General features: G+C 62.3%; 14 protein-coding genes. 8 read left to right on the plus strand and 6 right to left on the minus strand.

Translation table 11 applies throughout. The annotated features are described in order from the left end of the window. Positions 1 to 30 precede the first annotated feature (30 nt). Positions 31 to 1,383, plus strand: a complete 1,353-nt coding sequence (locus ABIE35_RS03850) for an MFS transporter (RefSeq protein ID WP_354512528.1) — start codon at positions 31 to 33, stop codon at positions 1,381 to 1,383. Between the two features lie 71 nt (positions 1,384 to 1,454). Here ABIE35_RS03850 and purN read toward each other — a convergent pair whose 3' ends face one another. Continuing rightward, positions 1,455 to 2,030 (minus strand): phosphoribosylglycinamide formyltransferase, encoded by a 576-nt coding sequence (purN, locus tag ABIE35_RS03855; RefSeq protein ID WP_354512530.1) that lies wholly within the window; start codon positions 2,028 to 2,030, stop codon positions 1,455 to 1,457. An 11-nt stretch (positions 2,031 to 2,041) separates the two neighbouring features. Between purN and ABIE35_RS03860 the strand changes: the two genes are divergently transcribed. Next, entirely contained in the window at positions 2,042 to 2,491 is a 450-nt protein-coding gene (locus ABIE35_RS03860; RefSeq protein WP_354512532.1) for a hypothetical protein, read from the plus strand. Positions 2,492 to 2,535: 44 nt separating this feature from the next. Here ABIE35_RS03860 and ABIE35_RS03865 read toward each other — a convergent pair whose 3' ends face one another. The 4 genes from ABIE35_RS03865 to ABIE35_RS03880 all read right to left on the minus strand — a co-directional run bounded on the left by ABIE35_RS03865 (position 2,536) and on the right by ABIE35_RS03880 (position 8,131). Next, on the minus strand, positions 2,536 to 3,867 hold the full coding sequence (locus ABIE35_RS03865; protein WP_354512534.1) for a cell division protein PerM: 1,332 nt from the start codon (positions 3,865 to 3,867) through the stop codon (positions 2,536 to 2,538). 2,836 nt (positions 3,868 to 6,703) lie between these two features. Next, on the minus strand, positions 6,704 to 7,081 hold the full coding sequence (locus tag ABIE35_RS03870; RefSeq protein WP_354512535.1) for a hypothetical protein: 378 nt from the start codon (positions 7,079 to 7,081) through the stop codon (positions 6,704 to 6,706). Further along, entirely contained in the window at positions 7,078 to 7,482 is a 405-nt protein-coding gene (locus tag ABIE35_RS03875; protein ID WP_354512537.1) for a J domain-containing protein, read from the minus strand. Before ABIE35_RS03875 ends, ABIE35_RS03870 begins: the two co-directional genes overlap by 4 nt. Positions 7,483 to 7,708: 226 nt before the next feature. Then, a complete protein-coding gene (locus ABIE35_RS03880) occupies positions 7,709 to 8,131 on the minus strand; it encodes an Hsp20/alpha crystallin family protein (RefSeq protein WP_354512539.1) in 423 nt (140 codons plus the stop codon). Between the two features lie 141 nt (positions 8,132 to 8,272). Between ABIE35_RS03880 and ABIE35_RS03885 the strand changes: the two genes are divergently transcribed. Together ABIE35_RS03885 and ABIE35_RS03890 are read left to right on the plus strand one after the other, a co-directional pair. Then, positions 8,273 to 8,710 carry a MerR family transcriptional regulator gene (locus ABIE35_RS03885; protein WP_354512541.1) on the plus strand — a complete coding sequence of 146 codons (438 nt, stop codon included), beginning with the start codon at positions 8,273 to 8,275 and terminating at the stop codon, positions 8,708 to 8,710. A 313-nt stretch (positions 8,711 to 9,023) separates the two neighbouring features. Beyond that, positions 9,024 to 9,662, plus strand: a complete 639-nt coding sequence (locus ABIE35_RS03890) for a DUF4352 domain-containing protein (protein ID WP_354512543.1) — start codon at positions 9,024 to 9,026, stop codon at positions 9,660 to 9,662. A gap of 302 nt (positions 9,663 to 9,964) precedes the next feature. Here the strand turns inward: ABIE35_RS03890 and ABIE35_RS03895 are convergent, their stop codons facing one another. Next, entirely contained in the window at positions 9,965 to 11,785 is a 1,821-nt protein-coding gene (locus ABIE35_RS03895; RefSeq protein WP_354512544.1) for an FG-GAP-like repeat-containing protein, read from the minus strand. A gap of 219 nt (positions 11,786 to 12,004) precedes the next feature. On the opposite strand from ABIE35_RS03895, the gene ABIE35_RS03900 reads away from it, so the two are divergent. The 4 genes from ABIE35_RS03900 (at position 12,005) to ABIE35_RS03915 (ending at position 15,439) form a co-directional block, all read left to right on the plus strand. Beyond that, positions 12,005 to 13,171, plus strand: coding sequence for a glycosyltransferase family 4 protein (locus ABIE35_RS03900; protein ID WP_354512546.1), 1,167 nt, complete (start codon positions 12,005 to 12,007; stop codon positions 13,169 to 13,171). Further along, positions 13,168 to 14,562 (plus strand): UDP-glucose dehydrogenase family protein, encoded by a 1,395-nt coding sequence (locus ABIE35_RS03905; protein WP_354512547.1) that lies wholly within the window; start codon positions 13,168 to 13,170, stop codon positions 14,560 to 14,562. The genes ABIE35_RS03900 and ABIE35_RS03905 overlap by 4 nt, the downstream gene beginning before the upstream one ends. A gap of 195 nt (positions 14,563 to 14,757) precedes the next feature. Next, positions 14,758 to 14,931, plus strand: coding sequence for a hypothetical protein (locus ABIE35_RS03910; RefSeq protein ID WP_354512549.1), 174 nt, complete (start codon positions 14,758 to 14,760; stop codon positions 14,929 to 14,931). Positions 14,932 to 15,007: 76 nt separating this feature from the next. Further along, on the plus strand, positions 15,008 to 15,439 hold the full coding sequence (locus ABIE35_RS03915) for a hypothetical protein (RefSeq protein ID WP_354512551.1): 432 nt from the start codon (positions 15,008 to 15,010) through the stop codon (positions 15,437 to 15,439). Positions 15,440 to 15,479: the final 40 nt, after the last annotated feature.

The following is a 15,479-nucleotide window of genomic DNA, read 5'->3' on the forward strand; positions in this document are numbered from 1 at the left end:
CAGCGCATAAAGTTGCATGCAGGAGGCCCAATGAATACATACACAGCCGTGCCCAGCGGCGAACAAGTTGTGCAGGAACTGCCATGGCGGTGGAAGGTCCAGGGACGGATTTTCCTGATCGGCGGGCTCGGGTTCATGTTCGACGCTTGGGATGTCACGCTCAACGGCATCCTGATTCCACTGCTGTCCAAGCACTGGTCGCTGCAACCGACCGACGCTGCGTGGATTGGCACGGCCAACCTGATCGGCATGGCCGTGGGTGCGTTCGCATGGGGCACCATTGCCGACACCATTGGCCGCAAGAAAGCCTTCACGGCGACCCTCCTGATTTTCAGCATTTTCACGGTCCTGGGTGCTTTCGCACCGGACCTCGTGTGGTTCTGCATCTTCCGCTTCATGGCCGGCTTCGGTTTGGGCGGCTGCATCCCCGTGGACTACGCGTTGGTTGGTGAGTTCACGCCGCGCAAACAACGGGGCAAGGTGTTGACAGCCATGGACGGGTGGTGGCCGATCGGTGCTGCGCTCTGTGGTTTCGTCTCGGCCGGTCTGGTTGCTGCCTTCGGCGATTGGCGGCTCACCATGCTGATCATGGTGCTGCCCGCGCTGCTCGTTTTCTGGGTTCGGCGTTCCGTGCCGGAATCTCCACTGTTCTTGATTCGTGCGGGCCGCCGACAGGAAGCGGCGGCGGTGATTGATGGGTTGGTGGAGGCCACTGGCGCCACGCCGAGGGCCTACAGCTTGCCCGAACCGCAGGCCGCACCGCGTCTCTCCCCCGGCAGCGCGTGGGCGCAGCTGCGTGGGATCTGGCAGTTCAACTGGAAGATCACCACCGCAGCCTGGGCCCTGTTCTTCAGCATCCTCTTGGTCTATTACTTGTCGCTCACGTGGATGCCGCGCATTCTTATCGGCGCCGGATTCGAGGAGTACAAGGCGTTCGTCACGACGGCGAGCATGGCCGCCGTCGGACTTTTGGGCGTCGTGGTTGCAGCGCTGCTGGTGGAGCGGGTGGGGCGCAAGTGGATCCTTGCCATCACCGGGCCGTTGTCCGCGCTGACGCTGGTGATCGTGGCGTTCGTCGTGGATGTGCCATCGGCTGCTGTGTTCTGGCTGCTGGTGTTCGGTTTCGTGGTCCAGGTGGCCATTCCGGTCCTCTATGCCTACGTGTCCGAGCTGTACCCCACCGAACTTCGCGGCTCGGGCTTCGGCTGGGCTTCGACGTTCTCCCGCATCGGCGCCGGCTTCGGCCCGCTGGTGTTTGCCTCGTTCTTCTGGCCCGAGTTCGGGTTGGCTCAGTCCTTCGCGATGGCTGGTGGCCTAGTGCTGCTGTCCGTGCTGTGGATGGCGTTCTTCGCCCCGGAGACGAAGCAGCGCGTCCTCTCCTAACCGGGTCCCTTGCACCCAACTGACTGGCATTCGTGGCTGTTCCCAGACCTGGAAACAGCCACGAGTGCGAGCTACTTGGGTGAGGGGGCGGCGGCGAGCTCCCGCAGGGTCTGGACCAGCAAGCGGCGCTCCACTACCTTGATGCGCTCGTGCAGGGTTTCCTCTGAGTCCTCCGGAAGCACAGTGACGGCTTCCTGGGCGATGATGGGCCCCGTGTCCACCCCGGCGTCGGCCCAGTGAACGGTGCAGCCCGTGACCTTCACACCGTACGCAATGGCATCGCGAACCCCGTGGGCGCCCGGGAAGGACGGGAGCAGCGCGGGGTGCGTGTTCACGTACTTGCCCTCGAAAGCGTTGATGAAGTCTTCGCTGACGATCCTCATGAACCCGGAGGACACCACGACGTCCGGGGCGTAGGACAGCACCTTGTCGCGCAGTGCGGCGTCCCATTCAGCACGGGTTTCGAACGAGTTGAAGTTGACCACGAACGTCTCGATGCCGGCTTCGTCGGAGCGCTCCACGCCATAAGTATCCGGTCGGTCGGCGCCCACAGCGGCGATCTCGACATCCAGTTCACCCGACTTCACGGCGTCGATGACTGCCTGAAGATTGGAACCGGTACCGGAGACGAGGACAACAATGCGCATTGCACTAGCTTATGGGCGGCTCGCGTAGGCTGGAAAACATGAATCCCGACGTCGGTCCCAAGCCGAGCCAGCAACCCCGCTCCGAGGCCGAAAAGTCCGCCCTCGGCAAGACCCAGATCCTTTTCCGCGCCTTCCTTTTGACGGCTTTGGGTGCGTTCTTTGTGTTCTCCCTGAACGTGAACTACGTGTGGTTGAGCGCCATTCTGACGCTCGCAGGTCTGGTGCTGGGGATCGTCGTCTTGGTCCGCACGTTGAAGTACAAGCACCCCCGCCTGATTCTCTTTGGGACAATCTCAGGTCTGGTGGTCACGGCCGTGATGTGCCTGCTCATCCTGACGTCGGTGCTCTTCTTTAGCCAAGTCAGCACGTACCAGGACTGCTCGCGCGGGGCGCTGACGGAGTCCGCCAAATCGCAGTGCCTGACGCAGCTCGAGAACTCCATGCCGGGACCGCTTCGCTAAGCCCGTCCGCTGGAGTAGCCCAGCGCTAAAGCGAGCAGGCCCGCTCAGGCGTGTTCGTCGTCGTACGCTGCTTCGTCGAGGTTCGCCTCGCGCTGCTTCTGGCTGCGTTCCAGCCACGGCCCCACTGCGTAGCCAATCACGACGCCGATACCCACTTCCGCCGCCAGCCAGACTGCCGTCCACAGCGGGTGGGGTCCGATTTCCGTGAGCCGCCCAATACCGGCAGAACCGCGGGCGATCCATGCCAAGGCACCGCCAAGGAGCCCCGCAACCGCGCCAATGAACGCACCCAGGAACAGGGTTGAGACGGCAGCTGTGAACCATCGGGCTTTGATCTTGATGGAGAGCCACTCGTCAAAATGGTTCTCGCCTTCGCGGAGGAACCACCAGCCCGCCAGGATGCCGGCGACCACGGGCAGCGCGAGTGCCATGGCACCGGCGTCGAGCTGTCCTGCGGGGAGGGCGCCGAGAACCGGGACGGCCGGGAGCGGTCCGACCGCGGTGCCCAGCGGACCCGCCGTGGAGCCAATGCCGAGCGAGAAGCCCGCGCCGGAGGACCAGGAAAGCGCGAAAATGACGAGGTTCGGCAGGAAGCCCAGCTGCGCGATGGTGAGCACGGCTCCGCCGAGGGCGCCGGCCTGGATGCCTTGGTAAACGGCAATGATGTCCGTCCAGTGCCACACGATGGTGACAGCCAGCAGGACCGCGGCCAAACAGACCGAAGCCATCGCCGCGACGAATCCGGCCTTCAACGCGGAGCCTACGTAGGAGCCTGCCCAGCGCGAATGCTGGCTGGTCTTGGCGAGCCAGGCGACGGCGTCGACGCCGATCAGTCGGCTCCACGAACCGGCCTCTCGGCGAGCGCCCACGATCAGGCCAAGGCCGAAGGAAATCAGGGGGATGGTCATGGCGAACCAGAGGTTGATGACCACTTCAGGGGTGCGGCACACGAACCCGGTGGCGGCCCCGAACGCCGCGTAAACGACGAAGGCGCCAAGGAACGCTTGCCACAGTTGGTCGGTGTAGGAGGCCCGGGCGAGCCGACGACCCGCGCGCCACGCAAGCAGGAACGGGATCAGCGTCAGCCCCAGCGGAATGAGGGACAGCAGACCCGAACCCGGCTGGGCCGCAGTACCGATATTGACCTGCGCCAGCTCCAGCGGAACACCGTGGATCAGCAGCCAAGCCTGGCCGCCCAAACGGGCCAGGGAGTCGACGTTCCGGTCCTGGAAACCATCGGTTGCCCACACCCCCACCAGCGGTAACACCACAACGATGGCCGAAATGAACGCTGCCTGCGCCGCTTCCAAACCACCCTGCAGCCAAAGGGGCATCGGGAGGCCACGGTTTCCGGTCTGATCAGCGCGCAGTTTCATCGTGATCTATCGTGCCACGGCAGGCTGCTCCCACCCCGCAGGCGCCCCTGAAATACCGCGAATTCCAGCGCTTTTTCCACGAAGCCGCCGTAAAATGGGAGGTGTTCTCCCGGGGCACGGAGCCCTCACCGACCACCTCAGCTCCGCCCCCACCTGCACAGACTTTGCAAGACCCGGAAACAATCGAAGCCGGGAACTAGGAGCGGCCAATGGATAGGTGTCACAACTCATAACAGAAAGTCGTACTAGCCGCTGGTGCAGCCGCCTCGGGATTCTCTCCTAGGCTGCACCAGCCTTCTTTTTGCTCTTCGCCTTGCCTCCCCGAGGGGCGACATCTCGGCACTTTGATGCCTCTCTTAGTGCCGAGATCTAACCCCTCACGATAGGAACCTACGACGCCGGGTGGCCAGGTTGAATGCGTACCCCACCACCTCCCACCGAGGGGCGACATCTCGGCACTTTGATGCCCCTCTTTCTGCCGAGATCTAACCCCTCGCGAACCAACGCACGACGGCGGGCGGCCTGGTTGGGCGTCTACCCCACCACCTCCCGCCGAGGGGCGACGTCTCAGCACTTTGAGGCCCACTTTCAATCGAATGCTAACCCCTCAAGATTGAACGCACGACGACGGGCGGCCAGATTGGCTGCTGAAGCTTGACCCTCCTAGACGATGTCGCGCCGACCTTCACGCTGCATAAAGACCTTGTGCAACACACCATCCGTGGGGTGTAGCTGATAATCGTGGTCCGCCGGAAATTTGGGCGTCATGAGTGCGATAGCGAGTGGCTGGGGGTGTGCTCAGCCCGCGCAGTTCACAGCGTCGAACACAAGATTCTCGTGCAGTGTTGAGCCCAGCAGCTGGCTCTGAGAACGACGCGTGAGATACCCACATTACGTACAAGAACCATTCCCCCGTCATCTATTAGCGTTGGAGCTCACTAAAGAAGGGGTATGACACAACGCGTCTGCCTAACAGAATGGGGAGCACATCTAATGGCAGTGTGGACGAAACAATACAACAAGGCCGGTTCCATTCTGGGTGGCTCCATTGCGGAACGGATATATGCGAAGCTCAACGGTTACGGATCGCTGGTAGTCGAGGTGAGATTCACGTCATCAAGCTTCCGGGGGTCTATAGAGACGGCGGTCGTGAACGCAGGCTGGGTTATCGAGGATGCAACCACATGGGAATCTGACTTCCGCATTACGTTGGTTCGTACAGGCCCTCGCGTCGTCGGCCTTGCTACCCGAGAGCGGTTCATTCACGAACTCCGAACAGTTCTGTCCAGTATCCCCAACGCGCCCGCAGTCCTTGAACCAACCTTCGTGAAGCCTGACTACGGACAGCTGCCAAGGTGGGTGGTGGACAGGGGCAGTGGCGACTCAAGTCCACATTCAGTGGGTAAAGGCCCTCTTTACATCTATGGCGAGCATGGCCCCGTCCTGCAACAGGTGAGGCAGTCCTTCCCTGACGGCGATCTCAAACCTTCCAATGCGGCGTCTCGCCTAGACCGAGAACATTCTGTAAGTAGTCCGGACTGGAGAATCACGGCCACCTTTCTAGGTTTCGCCCTCCTAGGCTTCTTCACGGCCGGAACAATTCGCTCCGCCTTTCAGGGCTTTCCCGTAGTCACGAGTCCGAGCCTCGTCATCCATGAGGACTCCTGGTTCGCTGTTGAACCGTACCTTCTGATCATTGCCTGGACCTTGTTATGCTGCGTCTTCTACGGTGTGAGTCTCTGGGGTGCCGCGCTGCTTGGAGCGTTTAGGGGGTCTGAAGTCACCCTCCGATTACCCGTACCGCAGAAGCCGCGAGAGGCAGTTGGGTGGTCGTGGCCCTCCAAAGACTCTGAGGCAGACGAGGGCACAAAGACATACGTTAGGATCCAAGCCCTTTACGCACTGCTAATTGGGATTGGTGTGAGCTTCTTAGTCGGAAGAACCCTCTGGGTCAGTGGGTCAATTGCGATCGGCTTACCTGGCGGGCTGGCGGGAACCGTTGGGATCGCGGCTGGGATGGCGTTGGCTTGGTTCGCATCACGTCTCCTGGCAGCCCATATGCTGCTAGGTGGCAAATCCTTGCCGCGTCTGGTGTTCAATATAGGCTCTGCGGCAATCGCTATCGCTCTGATTATGCGGCTTCCGGCTTGGGCTTACCTGGAGGGTATTGGCGTCGGACCGCTGACCAGCACTGTCGATTGGACGCAGTTAGTCTCCTTCATGCCTAGGCTTTTCGGGTTGGTACTAGTAGCTGCCTTATCTTTACTAATCGTTTGGGTAGGTAAGCAAAACGGTAGTTGGATGCGGTTCTTAATCAACATCTCGATCGGCGCTTCTGTTTTGGTATGCCTACTTACCATCGTCCAGACGGAGATGACCGCCGGATACAACCTTCGAACCTATGGAACCCAAGCGTTCGCGCGGGCAAACTACCCTGTACCGGCGTGCTTACAGCAAGATTCGAAACCTGGGACTTCCAAAGCAGTCTGGGTGCTAGGGACCCGCGACAACCAAACGATCGTCACTACACGTAGTCCCACTCCAGAGCCCCTCCAGGAAAGTGGGCGCGTTTCCTCTTTCCCCACTGACAGCGTTGTTCTCACTCTCGTGCCGTTCGAGAATCTTGTTCCGGAAGGAGCAGCCGAGTCGTGCGCTTCGGCGGCATCCGAAGTCCCTGGTGGTAAATGAGTCTTTTGCCCCGGTCTACCGCAGGGCCTGGCTGTGCCTATTGGGTCGGCACTTGTTAAGTTTGCCCGCCCAGCCCTCGCCGAGGGGCGACATCTCGGCACTTTGATGCCTCTCTTTCTGCCGAGATCTAACCCCTCGCGCCAGCCCGCTAGAGCTGGGGCCCGTAGATGAACTCCTTGGCGTGGTTGACGGCTTTCTTGAAGGCATCGTTCCGCAGCGTCACTTGCTCCCCGCTGGCACCTGCGCTTGGTTCCATGAACGCTGTGGGGCCGGGGCGGAGCATCCAGATGTCCCCAGCCGGCGGGAGGTAGAACACGCCAAATGAGCGATGCTCGGGGTCGTCGGTCCAGATAGGCACCACAGCAACCGCAGCGCCGGTGTCCGGGTTGATCCACTGGGCACGGGGCAAGGGCTGCTCGTGGACTTCGGGGTCCAGGAATGGCGCCGTTCCCCTCCCCCAGCGTTTCTCGAACCGTTCGTAGAACGCGGGAATGATGTGGCCGTCATACGGACGCCAGGCACTCATGAATGGCTCCTTGGTGATTTGAGGGTTCGGGAAGAAGGCTCCCAGCCGGGCGGCCCGAAAGTCAGGGGCGACTGGGGCCGCCCTGGTTCCTTGCTGGCCGCTGGTTCGTGTCGATGGACTCGCACCTTTACCGGCGTTCCGGGCTTTCGTGCGGGCACACCCCTCCGCCGCGCCTGATCGTAAGCCGCCCGCTTTCCTGGGTCCGACAAAACGACGTACGCCTGCATGATGGCGTGCAGTTCCTGGAGGTCGTCCGCGGAGGTGGTGTCGCCGTCGTCGACCTTTTGGCGTGTATCCGGGTGATGGGTCCGGAGCAGCGTGCGGTAGGCGCGGGCGATCTCACGGGTCGTCGCGTCCGGCGACACGTGCAAAGTGGCGTAGTGGTCAGGTTGATCGCTCACGGTTGGTTCCGGTTTCCTGCAGCGGACTTGGGGATGGCCCCCGGCGTGAACCGGGGGCCATCAATCGGGAGACGACGGGCGGGGACCGCTTTCATGTGCGCTAAAAAACGCTGTGACGTGGCACGAAGCCTGCGCCCAACTATTCCGATGCGGCCGCCTCCGTTGTTCCCGGTCGGCGCCCTGCCGGTTGGCCACCCCCGGGGAAGCCTTCCGGAAGGGCACAGGATTAGGCGTTGATCTCTTGCCGTTGTTCGGTGGACGTGATCTCGATGCGCCGCGGCTTGGCCTTCTCGGCGACGGGGATGCGGAGTGTCAGCACGCCCGCGTCGTAGCTGGCCTTGACGCCTTCGGTGTCCAAGGTGTCGCCCAGGATCAGTTGCCGGCTGAAGACACCTTGCGGGCGTTCGGCGGCGATCATCTCTGAGTTCTCGCCAGCCGGCGACTTCCGTTCTGCCTTGACCGTGAGGACGTTGCGCTCGACGTCGAGGTCGACGGAGTCGGGGCTCACACCTGGCAAATCAAAGGCAACGACAAACTCCTCGCCCTCCTGCCAAGCATCCATGGGCATGCCGGCAGGGCGTGCTGTTGTGCCAAAAACCTGTTGGGCGAGCCTGTCGAATTCGCGGAACGGGTCAGTGCGCATCAGCATTTTGTTCTCACTCCTCTGGTCGTGATGCTGATTTGTTGTTGTCCCAGCCTTCCCTGATCTGTGGTGGCTGGTATAGATTTTTTATAGCACTGGTGAGAAAGTAGTGCAAGTAGGTTTTCGGAAGATTTTCGGAGGTTCTTGATGGCGGGTTCGGACGGCGCTGCTGCGGAGACGCACGACGGCGGCCCGGCTGCTTCCGGGGCGGACGGCACCTCTGCCGGTGGCCGGGACGCTCGCGGCGTCTACGCGATCTCAGTGGCGGCGGAACTGGTTGGCACGGGGCAGCAGAACATCAGGCAGTACGAGCGCAAAGGGCTGGTCACCCCGGAAAGGACCGACGGCGGCACCCGGCGTTACAGCGAGGACGACCTTGCGACTCTACGGAGGATCGGCGCACTCCTGGATGAGGGGCTGAACCTGGCCGGAGTGAAGCTGGTGCTCGAGTTGGAGGCCGAGAACCGCGGGCTGACGGAGGACAACCGGGGGCTTGCTGATGACAACCGGGAACTCCGGGCTGATAACCGGGGGCTGCGCAAGGATTTGAAGCGGGCGCGGTCTTCTCCGAGCGGCCAATTCTGACTGAACGAGACACCACTGGAGTCGTCAGGCAGTGGCTGCAGACCAGCGAAAGGCGCGAACGCCCAACCTCAGAGCCGACCATGTAACATAGCGCGGCTTACCGCGCCTCTTTCCATGACTGTCAGAGGTCACGGATATGGTGTGATCTACAACAAAAGGGCGTTGAAGTCGGCAAGGCCCAGGCCGCTTCACGGTCACCCCGCCGCCCCAGACGGCGCTGGTTCACGACCAGGGCAGGGTACGGAGGAAACTCCAATCGCATCACTCAGAGAGGGCAGCAAGTCGCTGTCTGCTCGCTTAAAAAGGGGAACATATGAATAAGGCACTCATTGGCACTGCGGTCCTTGCGACGGCGCTCGCCCTCAGCGCGTGTGGGAGCACGGCCAAGAACACGGCAGCGGAGTCGGCGAAGTCCTCAGACGCTCCAGTCACCGCCCCGACGGCAGAGCCCGTGGCCACTCCCAAGTCGACGCCTTCGCCGACTGGAAATGCAAAGTCGGCGCGGGGTAACTTCATTGCAAAGCTCGGCGACGTAGGAACGTTCAGCAACCAGAACACCAAGAAGGTGACTACCAAGTTCACCGTGGACAGCATCCTGGACACTGTTTGCACAGAGCCCTACTCCCGTCCGGCCGAGAACGGCCGGATTATTTCAGTGGCCCTGACCGTGGAGACCACTCCGGAACTTGCCGAGGATTCCTTTCCAAAGCACATGATCTCTAGCCACGACTTCAAGTTCATCGCGGCCAGCGGCACAACGTTCAACGGTAATCTGGGCACTTCAGCGACGTACTCGTGCATCGACGACGCGCTGGAATTCCCGAGCGGGGGTATGGGGCCCGCAGAGAAGGTATCAGGCAGCGTTGTTCTCGACCTTCCGCCGGGAACGGGAACGCTGGTCTACACGGGCGGCGCATACGCCGGCCCATTCTTCGAGTACCCGATCAGCTAACAAAGGAATCTAGGGGGCCGGTCGCACCTGTCTGGGGCCGGCCTCCTCAACCCCGCCGAGACGTGAAGGAGCGGCACGCCGAAAAGTCGTCCCGCAGGCCGCGGCATTCGCTATCGGTCGCAATCGGCACAGGTCAAAGCAAAAGCCAGAGCGCATCAGGGGCCAAGATTCTGCTTAATTGCCTCGCTATTCCGGCAAAGGCTAAGTCGCTCCTCTAAAAGAGTGAACGATACCTGACGTGGCCGCTCCCCAACTCCGATTATTCAACGCCTCTTGTCGTTTTGCTAAACGCAGTTGAAAATCTACAGAATCGCCGTCATCCCGCCCCACCCCGTACCCACGCGGGAAGCCGTGGGCCATGCAGCTCCCCCACTGCCCGCGTACAACCACAGCTCACCCGCGGCGTTCCGCGCGAGGATGTCTGCACGTCCATCACCGTCGAAGTCACCCGGACCAAGCAGCGAGTTCATGACGTTCCAGCCCTGCCCAATAGCCCGCTGCTGCAGCCATCCACCGGAGCCGTTGCCTGGGTAAAGCCAGAGCACGCCGGAGGAGTCCCGGGCGGCAACATCGGGCGTGCCGTCGCTGTTGAAGTCGCCGACGCCGGTCATCTCGGACATTCCGTTCCAACCGGTACCCACCTGGATGGCAGACAGCCAACCGCCAGAGCCGCTACCCCGGTACACCCACAGCACGCCGGAGGCGGTCCGGGCAGCGATATCCACGAAGGTGTCGCCGTTGAAGTCCCCGACGGACTCGATCGCGGTCATGCCAGCCCAGCCCATGCCCACCTGCACACGAGGCAGCCAACCACTCGAGCCATTGCCGGGGTAGAGCCAGAGCAGCCCTCCGCCATCACGGGCAAGGACGTCGGCATTCCCGTCGCCGTTGAAGTCGCCGGGAGTAACCAGAGCCGTCATGATGTTCCAGCCCTGCCCTACTTGAACGCGATTCAGCCACCCGCCCGAGCCATCCCCTGGGTAGAGCCACAGGACGCCGGAAGCTTCCCGAGCCAAAACGTCCGTGAACCCGTCACCGTTGAAATCATTCTTGACAGGCTGCTCCACGGTCCCGTCGATGATCCGCACAGAAGCAGTGCCGTAGCTGACGACGTACGCCTTGTTGGTGGAGGTGTTGACGGCAGCGGAGACCGGCTCGCTGCCTGTGTAAACGGCGTAGCTGCTGTTGCTCTGGCCATTGATGATGACGGTGCCCCCGCCGTTGGTCGGCGCATAGACCTTGTTGCTCGTGGGGTTCACGAGGATCTCGCTGACACGCGTGGCGGTGCTGATGGTGGTCACTTCCGTGAAGGTCGCCCCATCAATGATTTTTACAAAGCCGTCCGTTGAAGCACTGTCTGCGGCTACATATATCTTGTTCGTCCCAGGATTAACCGCGAGGGTGCCGACGGTCTGCGAGAACGTGAGGCTCGCTCCACTGGTGTCGGTTGCGCCGTTGATTACGGAGAGCCGTGGCCCGAACCTGCTGATCGTCGTGATGTAAAGCTTGTTCGTTGTCTCGTTCATCGCTGCGCCCAAGATGCCTGCGCCGATGACGATCGTTGAGGAGAGATTGCCGCTGGCGTTGATGACCTTGATGGTGCCACTGGACTGAACATAGACCTTGTCCGTCACGGAATTCACCAGGATGTCCTGCGCACCTCCGTCGAATGGCACAGAGGTGGTCGTGTTCGTAGCCCCATCAATGATGGTGATGCCGGTCTTCACGGCCACGTAGATCTTGTTGGTCGTTTCGTTCACCGCCACAACGCCCGGCTCAGCCCCCACGGGAACCCACGTCACTGCACCGGAAACCCCATTTACAACGGCAACCGAGCCGCCGATCTCGCTGACGTAGATCTTGTTCGTCGCCGAGTTCACGGCAACGTCCACGGGCATGTCTCCCGAGTACAGGAGGCCTCCGTCGGACGTTCCGTTGATGACCGAAACGCCTTCGAATGAGGCAACGTACGCCTTGTTCGTCACAGGGTTCACGGCGATGGCACCAGGTTTGTCGCCTACAGGAACGATATCCGTCACCGCATCAGCCACAGCCGGCGATCCGGGCGAACTGAAGGCTCCCAACAACACCGCCAAGCCCAAACCGACAGCGACTGACCGCACCGCCGCCCAGCGCCGCCGTCGTACCCCAAGCGCGCGCGAATTGTCCCCAGCAGCAAACATTGCGAAAACCCCCAGAAGTCATGACGCCCCAGCGCGTCGGTGAAGCAGAGTCTACGCGCGCGCTCAGACAAAACAGAGAACCACCTGTTAACCAACTCTTCCTCCACAGGCCACCCGTTCTAACCCGCGCCGCCAACCGCCCAGACGACCGTGGAAGGCGTGAGGATCGCAATCGTCGCCGAATCATTCCTGCCATTGATGAATGGGGTAACCCACTCCATTCTGCGGGTGCTGGAGCATCTGCAGGAGCGCGGGGATGAGGTGATGGTGATCGCGCCGTCGACGTCGGACACTGATGTTTCGAGCGTCGAGAAGGGTGCGTATGTGCACCGGCTTCCTTCGGTGCCGCTGGCCGGCTACACGAATGTGCGGGTTGCGTTGGGTGGTGTGAATCGGGTCAAGCGAATCCTTGCCGATTTCTCCCCCGATGTTGTTCATCTCGCTTCCCCGTTCGTCCTCGGCTGGCGGGCCGTGCAGGCCGCCCACCAACTCGGCATCCCCACTGTGGCCATCTACCAAACCGAGGTTCCCAGCTACGCCGCCCGCTATGGCGTGCCGTTCTTGGAGAACTGGGCCTGGAACCGCGTGGACAACATCCATCTCCTGGCCACCCGAACCCTTGTGCCCTCCACGTTCGCGCTGAACCAGTTGCGCGGGCGAGGCATCCTGCGCGTGGACATGTGGCGTCGCGGCGTGGATACCGCGCGCTTCAACCCCGCCAAACGTTCGACGGCGTGGCGCAGCTCACTAGCGCCCGACGGTCACCGGATCATCGGCTACGTCGGCCGGCTCGCCGTGGAGAAACAGGTTGAGGATCTTGCCGTGCTGACTGATCTGCCCAACACGAAGCTGGTGATTGTGGGTGATGGTCCGCAGCGTGCGGCGCTGGAAGCTCAGCTGCCGGACGCTGTATTCACGGGTTTCCTCGGCGGGGATGCACTGGCTGAGGCGGTCGCCGGCTTTGACCTTTTTGTTCATCCCGGCGAGTTCGAGACCTTCTGCCAGACCATCCAGGAGGCCATGGCATCGGGCGTTCCAGTGGTCGCGACCGGACGCGGCGGGCCCTTGGACTTGGTCGAAAACTCCCGCACCGGCTGGCTGTACGAGCCCGGAAACCTCAGCCAACTCAGGGCATACGTGCAGGACTTGATGGGCGACGACGCCAAGCGCCGCGCGTTCGCGACGGCGGCAACCGCCTCGGTCCAGGGGCGGACGTGGCCTGTGCTCAGCGCGAACCTGGTCCGGCATTACACCGAAGTTATCGCGTCCTTCTCCCGCGAAAACGGGCCCACAGAACTCACCTCAAGCAAAGGACCCACTTCATGAAGATTTCCGTGATCGGCTGCGGCTACCTCGGCGCAGTCCATGCAGCAACGCTCGCTTCGATGGGCCACAATGTGGTGGGCATTGACGTCGATTCCTCCAAGGTTGAACAGCTCAACAAAGCTGTGGCGCCCTTCCACGAACCCGGTTTGGACGAGCTCCTCCAGGACGGCCGCACCACCGGCCGACTCGTGTTCACCACCGATTTCTCCGCCGCCGCCGATGCGCAGGTGCACTTCCTCTGCGTTGGTACCCCGCAGTCCAAGACCTCTGACACGGCCGATCTCTCCTACTTGATGGGCGCAACGAAGAGCCTCCTGCCGCACCTGGCCAAGGGCGCCGCCGTCGTGGGTAAATCGACGGTGCCGGTAGGCACAGTGGAAACGCTCCGCACGATACTGGCCCGACGCTCCGATGTGCTGCTCGGCTGGAACCCCGAGTTCCTGCGCCAGGGAACGGCCGTGAAGGATTCGTTGGTTCCCGACCGACTGGTTTATGGCGTTCCTGGCGGCAAGGGTGCCGCTGCCGGCGCTCCGGTCACCGCCGTGCTGGATGCCGTGTACGAACCGCTGATCAGCGCCGGCATCCCGCGGCTCGTCTGCAACTTCGCGACCGCGGAACTGATCAAGTCGGCGTCGAACGCGTTCCTGGCCACCAAGGTCAGCTTCATCAACGCGATGGCCGAGCTGTGCGACGCGTCGGGCGCTGACGTGAGCGAGCTCAGCGAGGCGATGGGCCTGGACCCGCGCATCGGCAACCGATACCTGCACGCCGGGCTCGGGTTCGGTGGCGGCTGCCTGCCCAAGGACATCCGGTCGTTCCGTGCGCAGGCCCGCGAGCTGTCGGTGCCGTCCGTGGATGAGTGGATGGCCCTGGTTGATTCGGTGAACCTGGACCAGCGTTCCCGCGCCGTGGAGGTGGCCCGCGAGATGTGCCGCGGCTTCCTCTCCGGCCGCACGGTGACCATCCTTGGCGCAGCGTTCAAGCCAGACACCGACGACATCCGCGACTCCCCCGCCCTGGACGTCGCCCAACAACTCGCTGCGGCCGGCGCGCACGTCACCGTCACCGACCCCAAAGCCATCAACAACGCTTGGATCCGCTACCCGCAAATCCGCTTCGAGGCCGACACAAAACGCGCCCTCGAAGGCGCCGAACTGGTGCTGCTGCTCACCGAATGGGACGAATATGTCTCGCTGTCGCCTTCCGTTGTGGGAGGCCTAGTACGACGCCGGATGGTGCTGGACGCTCGAAACGTCCTGGACGCTGAGGCCTGGCGGAGTGCCGGGTGGACGGTCCGCGGCTTGGGGACGGGGGCGTCGGTTACTGCCGGGGAGCGGGGCGAGGCTGGAGCGGCTCCGCGTGCCGGCGGGAAGAAGCACGCGCGGGCGTAGGGCCCGAAGGTCTGGTGTGCCTCCTGTAATCTGCGAAGCACGCTAAGTCATAGATAACTTTCCCTCCCCTTGCCGTTCCGCCGAGTGTTATGGTCACGGGACGCGCCATCGCATCGGCGCATCTACAAGGGGGCAATAAGTGAAAAAGGGTTCTATTCTCGCGGCCAAAATCAGGCATTTGTCAGGCAAGTCTTCGTGGGCTCAACGCAGGAAGACACTGGGGCTGGTGGCGATCACGTCGATGCTGGCTATGACCACAGCCTGCGGTCAAGGGACGACAACAAGCGCCAGTTCGGTGAACAGCACAACGGCAACACCTTCAGCGACACCATCGCCAACACCCAGCAAGGTCGCTGGGACCGCCTGTAAGAGTGAGAAAGCGACTCAAACTACTTCCGGCGAGACGTACGTCTGCGCGATTGACCGCGCCGGCACATTAACGTGGTTGGACTCAGCGACCGCCAAGAAACTGTCCGATGATCGAGCTGCTGAGGCGGCTGCTAAAGCTGCCGCCGAGAAGGCGGCAGCGGACAAAGCCGCTGCGGATAAGGCAGCTGCTGACAAAGCCGAAGCTGACCAGGCCGCGGCAGCTCAAGCTGCGGCCGCAAAGGCAGCAGCCGATAAAGCAGCAGCAGACAAAGCGGCCGCTGACGCCGCGGCTGCCAAGCTTGTTCCCAAAGCTGCTGTCCCGGCGGCGCCGCAGGCACAAAGTAACTGCGATCCGAACTACTCGGGTTGCGTTCCCGTTGCGTCCGACGTCGACTGTGCCGGCGGCAAAGGCAACGGCCCGGCATATGTACGTGGCCCAGTGAGTGTCATTGGTTCTGACATCTACGGCCTAGACAATGACGGAGACGGAATCGGCTGTGAGAAGTAGTCATCCTGCGGGTGACCGTGGCCGAGAGGCTGCGGTCACC

This window comes from Paenarthrobacter sp. 4246 (genome assembly GCF_040546855.1).
In the GTDB taxonomy this organism is placed as follows: domain Bacteria; phylum Actinomycetota; class Actinomycetes; order Actinomycetales; family Micrococcaceae; genus Arthrobacter.